Origin of the sequence: Shewanella sp. DW31 (genome assembly GCF_015767295.1) — a bacterium.
GTDB classification, from domain to species: domain Bacteria; phylum Pseudomonadota; class Gammaproteobacteria; order Enterobacterales; family Shewanellaceae; genus Shewanella; species Shewanella oncorhynchi.
Genome location: NZ_JADWMP020000004.1, coordinates 191,814 through 204,634, shown reverse-complemented (window position 1 = coordinate 204,634; position 12,821 = coordinate 191,814). Strand labels below are relative to the sequence as shown.

Sequence of the window (12,821 nt, the reverse complement as noted above, 5' to 3'; positions counted from 1 at the left end):
TGTTGGGGCAATCCATGTCTAATCTCAATGCATCCGTAAGTTCTATGACTTCGGCACTGGTATTAATTGCAGAGGATGAAGCAGAGATTGCCGATATCCTTATTGCTTATTTGCAGCGCAGTGGGCTGCGAACTCAACACGCTATCGATGGTATCCAAGCGTTAGCCATGCACCAAACATTTAAGCCCGATCTATTACTGCTCGATGTACAGATGCCTAATCTCGATGGCTGGAATGTACTGAATGAAATTCGCTCCCGTGGTGACACGCCGGTGATCATGCTCACCGCGCTTGATCAGGATATCGATAAATTAATGGGGTTACGCCTCGGTGCTGACGACTACGTGGTTAAACCATTCAATCCCGCCGAGGTGGTGGCTAGGGTGCAGGCGGTACTGCGACGCGCCCGCACTAACACGCCTATAAATAAAATGTTGCGCGTCGGCCAGTTCCAAATCGACTTAGACAGCCACGAGGCTAGCGTAATCTGTAACGGTCAGCAGCAGGCTCTGGATCTGACCTTGACCGAGTTCAAACTGCTCGCTTGCTTGATGCGTACACCGAAACGTGCTTTTAGCCGTGAGGAGCTGTTAATTAATTGCTTGCCTGAGGGCGATACTCAGGAACGAACGGTAGACAGTCATATCAGTAAGCTACGTAAAAAGCTTGAAGCCCTCGATATTCAAGGAGTGCCGCTCAGTGTCTGGGGGGTTGGCTATCGCTTTGGTGGTGAAGTATGAGGCAAACACCGGGTTTGCGCAGGCAAATTATCCAGTCCCTAGCGGTAATGACATTAGGCATCATTTTCCTGTCAGTGTTTGGCTCCTATGTATTCTATGCCATTGCAGTGGCCTACCTGCCAGGCAGTATATCTGAAACCTGGATGCCTTCTCAGATGGAAATGCTATGGATAGTTTGCACTATCATAGCCGCATTGGGGATGGCGCTATTTGTTGCCATTCGCCTGTCACGGCGCATTCTTACTCCTCTTAACTCTGTGGCATATAGCCTACGCGAAGTCGCCCAAGGCAAGCTCAACGCGCGGGCGCGAATGGACCAACATGCGATGGGGGAGACGGCGCAACTGGTGAGTGACTTTAATGCTATGGCCGAGCGCCTAGAGTATATGACTCGCGAACGGGAGTTTTGGAACGCGGCAATCGCTCACGAACTTCGTACCCCAGTCACCATTCTGCGTGGTCGGTTGCAGGGGTTAGCGGAAGGCGTTTTTAGCCCCAGTAGTGAGCTCTTTGAAGGTCTGTTACGGCAGGTTGAAGGCCTTAATCACCTGATCGAAGATTTACGAGTGCTGAGCCTCAATGACAGTGGTCATCTAGAATTACAGCGGGATGAGGTCTGTTTAGCAGAGGAGTTAAGTGCAGTTATTGAGACTTTCGCTGCGGTGTTAGACGCTAAGGGACTCATACTGAAGCAGGAACTCGATACAAGACTTAAAGTTTACTGTGATGCTATACGAATATGTCAAGCGCTGATGGCGCTGCTGGAAAATGCACGCCAGCATGCTGATCCTGGCACTTTGACTGTAAGACTCTATAGCGTGGGGGCAAGCTGTTATCTAACCGTAGAAGATGAAGGCCCAGGTATTCCTGATGAAGCAGCAAGCTACATATTCGAGGCATTTCGCCGAGTTGATCCGTCTCGCTCTCGAAAAAGTGGTGGCAGTGGACTCGGTCTCGCAGTGGTTAAAACAATTGCTGAAGCTCACGGCGGCCACGTGGTTTGCCAGCAATCGGGTCGTGGAGGAACAATATTTGTCCTTTCTTGGCCTGTTAAGGCAAGTTAAGGCTCCCCTTAACTACATCCTGATACTGGAATTATCTATATGAACGGTGACGTGCTGAGTGATTCCTGCACGTATCACGCCAGAGCACATTGCTGAATCGGGAAAATGCAGGGATTGTAGGTATTCCCTAGATCCCTTTGGTTGTTATCCGATATTGATTACAACTAATGGGATGTTATTTTGTTTGAATACACTCAATTTGTTGTACTTGCAGCCTTGATATCGCATTTTCGTGTAACTGTACATAAATTTTTGAGGTAATTAAAACGTGTAAAATTACATGATTTATGTTTAAATTTAGCAGGTTATGATTAAGCTGTTCACTGTTATAGAGTGTCAGGGGGCGGAGGTTCGAATCCTCTCATACCGACCAAATTAGATGCTTAATTGTTAGTTTGTTTTAATCATTAAAATAACCAGCAGTTAAGTAAAACAAAACCCCGTGTTAGCATTGCTATACGGGTTTTGTTTTTTATACCTTTTCGCTGCCGATATGACTAACGCTGCTTGCGACTAAGGTTCAAGTTCGAGTGATTAGGCTGATTTGGGTACAGCCAAAGGCAAAAATTTTTAAGGTGAAATCGTTAATTTCACAAATTATATGCATCCGCCATTTAGCATTTAAGACATTATTGAGTAGGACATTTACCTATGCGCGCGTTTGTTTTACGAGCAAGATCAGCACCTACTGACAGTCAGTTGTTTTTGGCTTCTGTCGGCCAAGAGGCGCATACCGAGATTTTAGCTCATACCCTGATGAACACTATCTTTGTGGCTCAGTCCCATCGAAACGATGTTGTCGTTTATTTGGTGCTAGAAAGTACCCATGATTTTTCCCGCACTATCTGCTTCGATACTCGAAATATTTGCCATATTGGTGGTTTTCACGAGCAAGCTTTGCTCACTAAAATTGCCAAAGCCTTAGATATTTCTCGGGGTATGACGAAGGAGCAAACCCGTGTTGTTGACGAGGGCATCAGTGTTAGCACTATCAGTTTTGAAAAGCTGGTACAGGACCTCGCGGTGGATTATCAATTGTTTATGATGGATAAGAAGGGTACATCAATCCGTGAGCAAGAATTTGTGGGTAATCCGTGCTTTTTACTGACCGATCATATTCCTATGCCGAAGAAAAGTTTTAATACCTTGAAACGACTCGGCGCGCAAAAGATCAGCTTAGGGCCAAAGATGCTGTTTGCTTCTCAGTGCGTGGTATTGATCCATAATGAATTGGATATCAATCAATAGCCTCTGAGTCTTCTGTATCCGTTGCTAACGCTGACTATTCCTGTGGTAACGTGTGTATCGAGCCCCATTTTTTAATGGGGTTTTATATTTTCCCCTTTAAAAATGTAATCGCTTTTTGGGCTCTGCGTGACAAGGGCCATTCCGCGCGGTGGATAAGCCAAATGGTGTCTACAACTTGGCTGCCACATTCCACAACATAGATATCTTCTTGTCGTTCAAAGGCTTTGCGGGCGTATTGCGGTATAACCGTAAATCCTAGCCCTTTTGCGACAGGTTCGAGAATGAGGCTGATTTGGTTGGTAAATCCTTTGCAGGGGATCTCTTGAATGCCGGGGTGAGTTGGATATTTACGGCTAAGCAGCCGAGTCGCCATAGCCTCACCATCGGGATGGGAGATAAACCCTAGCCGTTGTAAATCAGCCCATTCATGTTGTTTATGGCTTGCAGGTACCACAAGTTCAAGCGGCTCTTCGGTAAAATGTGTGCTGTGAATACGAGGATCGGAAGGTTTTAAGGTTACCATGCCGATTTCATGTTCATTGGCCAACACTGAGGCCACTATCTCACTGTCAGGGGCAAAACGGTGGCGAATACTTAACGCCGGAAAGGCTTGTTGTAATTCGATTAATAATGGAAAAAGCGTTAAACCAATGCTACCTGGAGTGATAAGGCTAATATCACCGACATTGGCATCATCATGGATCAGTTTCTGCTGTAAGCGCTTTTGCGCGCATTCAACTTCTTTGACGTAGGTCAGCAGGTTTTCCCCAATGGGAGTGATTTCAAGCTGGCGGGTGCGGCGTAAAAACAGTGTGCCGTAGGTTTCTTCTAAGCGACTGATATGCTGACTCACGGCCGCTTGGGTGATACCTATGGCTTCGGCGGTGCGGGTGAAATTGCCTTTCTCGACCAGAACGCTAAAGGTGTGTAACCATTGTGGATTTATCATAAGTAAAATTTATCAAATCTATAATCTGTACGTGCTTTTAATTATGGCACGATAAGACTAGTCTGTCGTCATTCAGTATTAAAATACCTTTTGATCTTAATAGACACAGGAAACACCATGGCCGATCTATTTTCATCCTTCAAACTTAAAGACATCACCCTCAAAAACCGTATTGCCGTTGCACCCATGTGCCAATACCAAGCCACAGATGGACTCATCAACGACTGGCATCAGGTACATTACACTGGCCTGGCACGAGGCGGAGCGGGTCTTGTTGTGGTTGAAGCCACAGCGGTTTCTCCTGAAGGACGTATTACCCCCAAATGCCTTGGGTTATGGAATGACGAACAAGCCCAAGGCTTAGCAAAAGTGGCTAGTGCGATTAAAAATGCGGGTGCTGTTGCAGGCATTCAGATTGGTCATGCAGGCCGTAAAGCGAGTGCCAATATCCCGTGGGAAGGGGATGACCATATTGCCGATAATGACGCGCGAGGTTGGCAACCGATTGCACCATCAGCTGTCGCATTTGGCGCAAACTTACCTAAAGTGCCTACCGCTATGACGATTGAGGACATTGAGCGGGTTAAAGCCGACTTTGTGGCGGCAGCAAAGCGTGCTTTAGCCGCAGGATTTGAATGGTTAGAACTGCATTTCGCCCACGGTTATTTAGCCCAAAGTTTCTTTTCAACCTATGCTAATCAACGCACCGACCAATATGGTGGCAGTGCCGAAGGGCGGGGGCGCTTTTTGTTAGAAACCATTGCCGCGGTAAGAGACGTTTGGCCATCGCATTTACCCTTAACGGCGCGATTTGGCGTGATTGAATTCGACCATAAAGATGAAGAAACACTGACGGAATCGATAGCCTTGGTGAAGCAATTTAAGCAAGCGGGGCTCGATATGCTGAACGTCAGCATTTGCTTCTCGACCCCAACGGCAAATATTCCATGGAGTCCTGCATTTTTGGCGCCTATTGCAGCGCGGGTTCGTCAAGAAGTGGGGTTCCCCGTTGCGACTTCTTGGGGTATGGATGATCCACATCAAGCCAATGCGGCCATTGAAGATGAACAAATGGATTTAGTGATGATAGGTAAAGCGTTTTTAGCGAATCCACATTGGCCATATCAAGCGGCGCAAACCTTGAAAATTGAGCGCCCATCTTGGGTATTACCCGCTTCCTACGCCCATTGGTTAGCCCGCTACTCTACGGTTAAAGCCGATTGATTGTAGAGTGAGTTGATTTAAGCCTAAGCCTTAAAAAGCCGTTATCTAAAGATAGCGGCTTTTGGCTTTAGTGGCAGGTAAGGTCCATCATAAGAGACTAGCTACAAGAGACTAGCTTCAAGATAATGGCCACGCAGCCCTTCAACCCACGCAGTTAAATCCAAGCTTCGTGCATTTCGTATTCATCCCGTCGCCAGGGAATAAAAAAGCCCCAATCCTGTAGGAATGGGGCTTTTTTAACTAAGATGATGAAGCTCAGTGGTTATAGAAGCGTCGACCTTCACGCATCACTTCAATCAATTCAGGCGCGCTCATTTTTTTATTGAGCCTATGTTCATAGTTTTCATCGTAAATACGATATTTACCGTGGCGGTCAATCACTGTCACTTCTGCTTCTTGATAGATAGCAAAAATACGGCTATCACCTATATAGATCCACGTTTCTTTGTCAGGTTGTAATAGGCTGCGGCCAGCGCTGTAATCTGTCGTGTTATTGGTGCAACCTAGCACGTGGGTCATTAAAGTCGGCGCAATGCCGTAATGGCTGGTGCGGTATTTGACCTTAGAAGCACCCGTACTCGGCCAGTGGATCACTAATGGCACTTTGACACTCTGTGGTGACAGGTTGCGATTAGCTTCATCACTATTGCTGGTGAACATTTTGCCATTGACCCCAGTGATAATCACTAAGGTGTCGTTGGGCACATTGGCCAGTATTGCCTTGAGTTGTTGATCGACAAAATACAGAGATTGGCGATATTGATTAAACAGTACTTTTTGCGCTGGCATCAGGTCGGTATTGGCTTTCACTGTTTCGATACCCAGAAAACCCACGGGAGTATCAAAATTTTCTGGCGCTTTTAAGTTAACGAGCGCCAACCAAGGTTTATGTTGGATGCTGTGCCACTCGTTAAAACTGGCCACTGTGTGCAAATCGGCATCGGCACTGCCATTGGTTTCTTTGGCTATGACAGGATTAAAGTCATTAAACATCGCCTGTGATGAACGCAAATTGAGATTGGTTTCTGGGAGGAAAAGCCCCAATTCATAGCCTGCTTGTTGAAAGCTTCTGGTCAGTAAAGGACTGGTGCTATTAAAAATTCGCGCATCGCCATAACTGCCTTGCAGGCCATAGAGTAGCGAAAACATGCCCGTTCTAAATTGGTTGCCGCCGCTGAAATGCTGGGTAAAAGATTGATTATTTTCAGTGTATTGGTGTAGGAATGGCATGCTTTTGCCATCGACCATATCCGCCCGTAAACTGTCGATGGTAATCATCAACACGTTGATTTTCGTATCGGCCTGGCAGGTGAGTGGCTGCTCTGGATAACTGAGTACACTGGTGTTGTGATTGACGTCATCGCCTTGGTATGAACCATCGATACCGTGACTTTCCATAAAGGAGCGAGCAGTCGCGGGATAAGATAAAGGATAAGTATCGTCGAAACGGGTAATTTCTGTGATATCGGCGGCATCGGCCCAAATGTGGATCAAGTGGCTGCTGATAAAACAGATACACACTAAGGTGATAACTTTATTGCCTAAATTGAGTTTTTGGATTTTCTCTATGCGTTTCCACAAAAAGTTCGCCATGGTCAGTTCAATGGCGATGATGGCCAGCGGTGTGACGATATAAGAAGTACCACGGAGCAGGGCATTGAGATCCGCCCAAGCTAAATCGAAGGCGAAGGGGCTCAAGTGCATGCCGTAATCGGCGTAAACAATGGTATCGTACAATAAGATACAAAGACTTAGGGTCGCGATCACCGCCGCGACACCTCTTAATATCTTTGAATAGGGCAATATCAAGGTTAGTGGAAATAGGCAGATCAAATAGGCGATAAAGGCGAGAAAGCTAAACTGACCAATAGTGCTGACGCTCAGATAAAACCAGCCATACCAAGTTTCTGGATAACCTACGCTGCCAAGGTATCGGCTTCCGACTATCATGGCTAATAAGCCATTGAAGAAGGCGAACCAATGCCCCCAGTTGATGAGCCGGGAAACCCGATCGCGGCTCATTTGCTTTTTTCGCTCGACCATAGTGATCCGCTTATTCCTAAAAGGCCTTGTATCTTATATTCTTTTGATGATTATTACCCAGTTAACTTACTGGGATTTAACCGATTGTGCGAGTGCTTTTGCAAATTGTTCGGCCACGGCTTGGCGCGATTCGCTGGGCACTTTACGTTCTAGCAGGTTAGTCACGCAGTTACCCAATGCCATCAGGCTCAGGTCAGTCGGTGCTTTATGCTTTTCTAACACAGCCAATATTTCGGCGATTAATGATTCAACTTGGGTGTTTGAGTATTTCGATTGGATTGCCATAATCAAAAAATGTTTCACTTTGGAATGGATTAGCGGCATATAATAGCGGATTTATCCCAGTATCACTATCAGGGCTTATGAGTATTAACATCGAACACGCAATTATTCACGAGATTTCTCAGGACAGTCAGGGGCAATTACGCTGCCGTTTACGTCCTCAACCTCTGCTGAACGGTCAGGCGGTCGAGGTGATGCTCGACGAGTTGCATCAGACATATACGGGAAAGGCCGGTAAAGGTTTTGGCTATTTTGGTATCCATGGTGACGACGGTGAGGCGAACCCCGCCTTTGCCAATGCGCTAACTCAATACCGTGGCGGTGATTTAGGGTTTGTGGAGTTTTCCGGTCAAGCCAGTAAATTACTGCAAGAAGAATTGTCAAAGTACGACTTCAGTCAAGGCGGTTTCCTGTTGATGTCTTGCTATACCAGCATCACCAGCGATTATTTGTTTGTGGCTTTATTAAGTGCGAAGTCGTCAATGACAGTATTAGATGATATGGAACTGTCGCAAAATAACCATTTGGATTTAAATAACATCCAACTCGCGGCGCGTATTGATTTAACTGAGTGGCAAGCCGATAAGGATTCTCGCAAGTACATCTCCTTTATCCGTGGCCGTGCGGGACGTAAAGTCGCTGACTTTTTCCTCGACTTTATGGGTTGCGTAGAAGGCGTCAATACTAAGGCGCAAAACAAAACCTTAATGAATGCGGTTGAAGATTTTGTTGCCAGCAGTGAGTTGACGAAAGACGAGCGTCAGCAGTGCCGCAATAAAGTGTTTGAATACTGTAGTGAGCGTTTCGATGAAGGCGCTGACATTGAGATCAAAGACTTGGCCGATGAGTTAGCCGATCAAGGCATGGACTCCTTCTATGATTTTGCCCGTGGCGGCAGTTATGATCTTGATGAAGAGTTTCCGGCCGACAAATCAACCCTGCGTCAATTGAAGAAGTTTTCTGGTACGGGTGGCGGTGTAACGTTAAGTTTTGACGGCGGTCACTTAGGCCAACGGGTGATTTACGATCCCATCTCGGACACGATTTTAATCAAAGGTGTGCCAGCAAACTTAAAAGATCAGCTTGATCGTCGTCTTAAAGGCGAATAGCACTTAATTAATCCATCGTTTTTTAAGCGAAAGAATAACCAAAGGCCGAGAGTTTTACTCTCGGCCTTTTTGCTAACTAAGTCGCGCTGACTTAGTGTCTATGCTAAGTGAGTACTTCTTAGTCAGTGACTCGTTGCCTATGTTAATTATTGGAGCTAAATGGCACAGGACGTGGCGTATCTTTATTCGATGGTGGCAAAATAGGTAGCGTGATTTGCGGCTGATCGCCCGTTAAGGACTCAAGGAAGGCGACCATTTCTTTCACTTCTTGGTCAGAGAGTTTTTGCCCTAATTGAATGTCTGCCATGGTATTCACCGCTTCTTCCAAGGTCCAGACGCTGCCATCATGGAAGTAGGGATAGGTGAGTTCAATATTGCGTAGTGTCGGCACTTTAAACACATATTTATCAGCTTCTTTACCTGTGACCCCCTTACGGCCTTCTGCTGGGTTATTGGTGTGGAACGGTTTGATGAGTCCCATTTTCATATACATGGTTCCACCGACAGCGGGGCCGTTATGGCAACTCACGCAGCCTTTATCCTTGAAGAGTTGGTAACCCGCTTTGGCATTTGCGCTGATGGCCTCTTGCTTGCCCAGAAGATATTGATCGAAGGGGCTATTAGGGGTGACTAAGGTTTTTTCAAAGGTGGCAATCGCATCGGTTAAACGGTCAATTGTGACTTTTTCATCGCCATATACCTTGGCGAAGTGTGCTCGGTAGGCGGGCATAGAGGCGATAGTTTCAGTTGCGAGTTCATGGGTAAAGCCCATCTCTTTCGGGTTGGCGATAGGCCCCGCGGCTTGTTCTTTCAAATCACTGGCACGACCGTCCCAAAATTGAGCCAGCATAAAGTCGGCATTAAGCACTGTGGGCGAGTTAATTGGGCCTTCCTGCCAATGGTGACCAATGGACGTTGGCAGAGCATCGACACCACCAGTGGATAAATTATGGCAAGAGTTACAAGAGATAAAACCAGATTTAGACAGTCTGGGTTCGAAGAACAGCATTTTACCTAATTCAACTTTTTCAGGCTCAGTGATCTTGGCTGCTGTAATGACTTCGATGGGTTCTGCACTGATAGCATGGGTACTGGCTAACATACCTGCGATGAAAATGGCGATAGATGTAAGTTTGGTCATCTTATTTCTCCCTATATAACCTTGGTTTTTGTATGGTTTAACAGGGATGCTAGCGGTTAATAATGCTGAGTGATAATGCTTTGTTTCGATTGGGTCTATCGCTGTTGCGGATTAAGCTTTTGCGATCTAATTCGCTGTTTTTACGTTGTTATTTTGCTAGGTTGAGTGGTATTTCTGTTAAGGTTTTATCTGTTAATCGACAAGGTCGATGCATTGTTGCTTTCTGCCTATAGGTACCTGATGGTTGCAATGAGTCGAATTGCTGGATTTTCGACTACCTGATACACACATCTGATCCAAACATCTGATACAAAATATTGGGCCGAGTGGATTCATTTGTCGCGACAATAGACGGAATTGATTAGAATCTCCATTCATGTTGAGTGCCTCAAGTTAGCATGCTCGGCCATCGCCAAGCGGTGCTATAAAATTACATAGGCGGACTGTTTTTCTGCCGAGGAGCGTTAATGCAATTGTTTGTCAAAGATTTAACTGTGATCGATTTTTCCTATTTGTGCCCAAAGCGCGGCATGGTGGGGGAGAGTTGGATTGTTGATGTTCTGCTAGAGGGCGGATTAGACGAGCAAAACATGGTGCTCGATTTTGCTAAAGTCAAACGCACGATCAAGCAAACCATAGATGCGGTGGCCGATCATCGTTTATTAGTGCCTACGGCCTGCAGCAGTGTGCGATGGCAACAGCAGGGCGATAGAGTATGGATGGATTTTGATAGTCAGTTAGGTGAAATTCATTTGGCCTGTCCTTCCCAAGCCTTTGCCTTAGTGCCGACCGAAGAGATTGATATTCCCAGCGTAAATGCCTTTTTACAGAAAGCGTTGCGCGAAGCTTTACCTAAGAATGTCGAAGGGATCACGCTCACCTTGAGACACGAAATCCTCGATACGCCTTATTACCATTACAGCCATGGTTTACGTAAACACGATGGTAATTGTCAGCGTATCGCCCATGGACATCGTAGTCCTATTCATGTTTATGAAAATGGCAGTCCAGCACCTAAGTGGGATGAGTATTGGGCCAAACGTTGGCACGATATTTATTTAGGCAGTGAAGAGGACTTGGTTTCAGTTAAGACCCTTAATCTTTCGCCGCAAACGCGGATAATCGATGACAGCCACTATGGTTTTCACTATCAAGCGCCCCAAGGGGATTTCCAATTGGCAATGCCAAAGGAATGCTGTGATTTAATTCCCCACGACACGACGGTTGAGTTGTTAGCCGATTATATTGCCACGACATTAGTCGCTAAAGTGCCAGGAAGTCAGTTTAAAGTGGTGGCGTTTGAAGGTGTTGGCAAGGGCGCGATCGTCGTTAAGGGATAGGCACTACGAGCTGATATCAGTGAATGGACTTAAACTATTCACCTTTTAATCACGGATTTAATAGGCCTCGGTAGATTATCGGGGCTTTTTTGTGTGTTTTTAGAATAGGCTGAACTGAAATTACGACAGGGATGTGGGTTTGCAGAATCGATTTTTATGGTGCGTTAGGTTAACGTGGCATTGATTGAATTTGGCTGCGTTTTGTGTCGCGATGAATATATTTAGTGGGTCTTGATCCCTATTGCTCCTCGATCAGGATTTTTTGAAGATGTTGGAAACTAGGATATTGGAAACTAAGATGCTGGAAAATAATAAGATGTTGAGAAATAAAGTATCGCAATTTTTATCTCACGGTGGAGCCCCCCTAAGTTCAAATCCAGTGCGCTGCTTATCGGCATTATTCACTTTGGGCCTAGTGCTCATTGCGCCTCAGGTACAAGCTGAGGTGAGTTTACAGGGTAAGTTAGAGCAAGGCGCATTAATGCGGGGTCAAGCGCCAGCGGGCACTCAGATTAGCTTAAATGGTGAAGCCATCAAGGTCACGCCTGATGGTCATTTTGCCTTTGGTTTTGATCGTGACGGTGAACTGAGCCAGCAGCTAACCTTGGTTTATCCCGATGGTTTGACTGAGGTTAAGCCTTTAACCTTAACCAAGCGAGAGTACGATATTCAAAGTGTAAAGGGCATTAGCTCGAAGATTATGAAGCCTGATCCTGTCGCGCAGGAAAGAGCGGCGAAAGACACGGCGCAGGTGAAAGCGGCGCGGGCAACATTTAGCGAGCAAACGGCCTTTTTACAGGAGTTTATTTGGCCGCTGACGGGGCGTATTTCCGGGGTTTATGGTAGCCAACGTATTTATAATGATGTACCCGGTAATCCACACTTTGGTGTGGATGTGGCGGCGAAAACCGGCACTGTCGTGGTAGCACCCGCCGATGGTGTGATAAGTCTGTCTGTTCCCGACATGTTTTATTCGGGCGGGACTATGGTGATCGATCATGGTTATGGCGTGAGTTCGAGTTTTTTGCACTTGAGTAAGTTGTACGCCAACGCGGGTGAAGCGGTTAAGCAAGGCCAAGCTGTTGCAGAGGTGGGCGCAACAGGCCGTGCAAATGGTCCACACTTAGATTGGCGAGTGAACTGGTATCAAATGCGCCTCGACCCTACAACCATAGTGCCGCCAATGGCAACAGTGCTGGCGAATGAGAAAGCCAACAAAGCGGCCAAAAAGGGCTAGGTTCGATATCCAGTTTAGGCATACTTAAATGGCGCAATGATGCGCCATTTAATGGTGATCTATATCGGGAACACTTAGCGAGTTGGCTTCTTTCTAGGCTAGCTTCAAATGTCCGCTTGCCAATAATCATTTTTAACCGAGTCGTCTAAAAAGATTACTTCAACAGTGGATGATCAGCAGGCAGTTGGCGGGTGATCCATAAAATCAGTTTGTGTTTCATGTTTGGCCCATCTTCTTTATCTTTGGCCAGTGGCTGGATTAAGTTGTCGGTGACCAATAAACGGTAAATGCATTCCACTTTGTCTTTGGGTGAGATGCCTTTGTCAAAGTCTGCATATCCGCGTTTTTTGGCATAGCCCACGCCGATTTCCATGGCGAACTTCAATATTTGTGCTTCGTTCTTGTGTGGCTTCATTGGCGATCCTCTGTTTGCACATAGCATCC

Annotated in this window: 12 protein-coding genes; 7 read left to right on the top strand and 5 right to left on the bottom strand. The window is 46.2% G+C overall.

Annotated features, from left to right (window positions below; all coding sequences use genetic code 11):
* The first annotated feature begins 14 nt into the window (after positions 1-14).
* From GWI56_RS05510 to trmY, 3 genes are all read left to right on the top strand, one after another.
* Positions 15-740: a response regulator gene (locus GWI56_RS05510; protein WP_014611880.1), complete on the top strand. Its 726-nt coding sequence runs from the start codon at positions 15-17 to the stop codon at positions 738-740.
* Positions 737-1,804, top strand: a complete 1,068-nt coding sequence (locus tag GWI56_RS05505) for an ATP-binding protein (RefSeq protein WP_198572339.1) — start codon at positions 737-739, stop codon at positions 1,802-1,804. The genes GWI56_RS05510 and GWI56_RS05505 overlap by 4 nt, the downstream gene beginning before the upstream one ends.
* Before the next feature lie 651 nt (positions 1,805-2,455).
* Entirely contained in the window at positions 2,456-3,052 is a 597-nt protein-coding gene (trmY, locus tag GWI56_RS05500; RefSeq protein WP_028759682.1) for a tRNA (pseudouridine(54)-N(1))-methyltransferase TrmY, read from the top strand.
* Between the two features lie 82 nt (positions 3,053-3,134).
* Here trmY and GWI56_RS05495 read toward each other — a convergent pair whose 3' ends face one another.
* The gene (locus tag GWI56_RS05495; RefSeq protein WP_131523301.1) at positions 3,135-4,001 is read right to left on the bottom strand and encodes a LysR family transcriptional regulator; all 867 of its coding nucleotides are present in this window, start codon (positions 3,999-4,001) and stop codon (positions 3,135-3,137) included.
* A 117-nt stretch (positions 4,002-4,118) separates the two neighbouring features.
* Between GWI56_RS05495 and GWI56_RS05490 the strand changes: the two genes are divergently transcribed.
* Positions 4,119-5,225 (top strand): NADH:flavin oxidoreductase/NADH oxidase, encoded by a 1,107-nt coding sequence (locus tag GWI56_RS05490; RefSeq protein ID WP_198572338.1) that lies wholly within the window; start codon positions 4,119-4,121, stop codon positions 5,223-5,225.
* A gap of 255 nt (positions 5,226-5,480) precedes the next feature.
* Here the strand turns inward: GWI56_RS05490 and GWI56_RS05485 are convergent, their stop codons facing one another.
* Positions 5,481-7,268 carry a DUF3413 domain-containing protein gene (locus GWI56_RS05485; RefSeq protein WP_198572337.1) on the bottom strand — a complete coding sequence of 596 codons (1,788 nt, stop codon included), beginning with the start codon at positions 7,266-7,268 and terminating at the stop codon, positions 5,481-5,483.
* A 66-nt stretch (positions 7,269-7,334) separates the two neighbouring features.
* Complete coding sequence (locus GWI56_RS05480) at positions 7,335-7,553, bottom strand: YejL family protein (RefSeq protein WP_011847036.1); 219 nt, start codon at positions 7,551-7,553, stop codon at positions 7,335-7,337.
* A 77-nt stretch (positions 7,554-7,630) separates the two neighbouring features.
* Between GWI56_RS05480 and yejK the strand changes: the two genes are divergently transcribed.
* Positions 7,631-8,659 (top strand): nucleoid-associated protein YejK, encoded by a 1,029-nt coding sequence (gene yejK, locus GWI56_RS05475; protein WP_006081997.1) that lies wholly within the window; start codon positions 7,631-7,633, stop codon positions 8,657-8,659.
* A gap of 142 nt (positions 8,660-8,801) precedes the next feature.
* Here yejK and GWI56_RS05470 read toward each other — a convergent pair whose 3' ends face one another.
* Positions 8,802-9,800, bottom strand: coding sequence for a cytochrome-c peroxidase (locus GWI56_RS05470; protein ID WP_105252705.1), 999 nt, complete (start codon positions 9,798-9,800; stop codon positions 8,802-8,804).
* Positions 9,801-10,267: 467 nt separating this feature from the next.
* Here GWI56_RS05470 and GWI56_RS05465 point away from each other — a divergent pair, with 467 nt between their 5' ends.
* Positions 10,268-11,140: a 6-carboxytetrahydropterin synthase gene (locus tag GWI56_RS05465; RefSeq protein ID WP_198572336.1), complete on the top strand. Its 873-nt coding sequence runs from the start codon at positions 10,268-10,270 to the stop codon at positions 11,138-11,140.
* A 316-nt stretch (positions 11,141-11,456) separates the two neighbouring features.
* On the top strand, positions 11,457-12,377 hold the full coding sequence (locus GWI56_RS05460) for a M23 family metallopeptidase (RefSeq protein ID WP_242068354.1): 921 nt from the start codon (positions 11,457-11,459) through the stop codon (positions 12,375-12,377).
* 154 nt (positions 12,378-12,531) lie between these two features.
* Here GWI56_RS05460 and GWI56_RS05455 read toward each other — a convergent pair whose 3' ends face one another.
* Complete coding sequence (locus GWI56_RS05455) at positions 12,532-12,792, bottom strand: DUF5062 family protein (RefSeq protein ID WP_006081993.1); 261 nt, start codon at positions 12,790-12,792, stop codon at positions 12,532-12,534.
* Positions 12,793-12,821 lie beyond the last annotated feature (29 nt).

What these genes read in the sequence shown, in the direction of transcription:
- trmY (WP_028759682.1), top strand. Translation starts at nt 2,456, where the DNA reads ATGCGCGCGTTTGTTTTACGAGCAAGATCAGCACCTACTGACAGTCAG.
- GWI56_RS05465 (WP_198572336.1), top strand. Translation starts at nt 10,268, where the DNA reads ATGCAATTGTTTGTCAAAGATTTAACTGTGATCGATTTTTCCTATTTG.
- GWI56_RS05495 (WP_131523301.1), bottom strand. Translation starts at nt 4,001, where the DNA reads ATGATAAATCCACAATGGTTACACACCTTTAGCGTTCTGGTCGAGAAA.
- GWI56_RS05460 (WP_242068354.1), top strand. Translation starts at nt 11,457, where the DNA reads ATGTTGAGAAATAAAGTATCGCAATTTTTATCTCACGGTGGAGCCCCC.
- GWI56_RS05455 (WP_006081993.1), bottom strand. Translation starts at nt 12,792, where the DNA reads ATGAAGCCACACAAGAACGAAGCACAAATATTGAAGTTCGCCATGGAA.
- GWI56_RS05470 (WP_105252705.1), bottom strand. Translation starts at nt 9,800, where the DNA reads ATGACCAAACTTACATCTATCGCCATTTTCATCGCAGGTATGTTAGCC.
- GWI56_RS05505 (WP_198572339.1), top strand. Translation starts at nt 737, where the DNA reads ATGAGGCAAACACCGGGTTTGCGCAGGCAAATTATCCAGTCCCTAGCG.
- GWI56_RS05510 (WP_014611880.1), top strand. Translation starts at nt 15, where the DNA reads ATGTCTAATCTCAATGCATCCGTAAGTTCTATGACTTCGGCACTGGTA.
- yejK (WP_006081997.1), top strand. Translation starts at nt 7,631, where the DNA reads ATGAGTATTAACATCGAACACGCAATTATTCACGAGATTTCTCAGGAC.
- GWI56_RS05485 (WP_198572337.1), bottom strand. Translation starts at nt 7,268, where the DNA reads ATGGTCGAGCGAAAAAAGCAAATGAGCCGCGATCGGGTTTCCCGGCTC.
- GWI56_RS05480 (WP_011847036.1), bottom strand. Translation starts at nt 7,553, where the DNA reads ATGGCAATCCAATCGAAATACTCAAACACCCAAGTTGAATCATTAATC.
- GWI56_RS05490 (WP_198572338.1), top strand. Translation starts at nt 4,119, where the DNA reads ATGGCCGATCTATTTTCATCCTTCAAACTTAAAGACATCACCCTCAAA.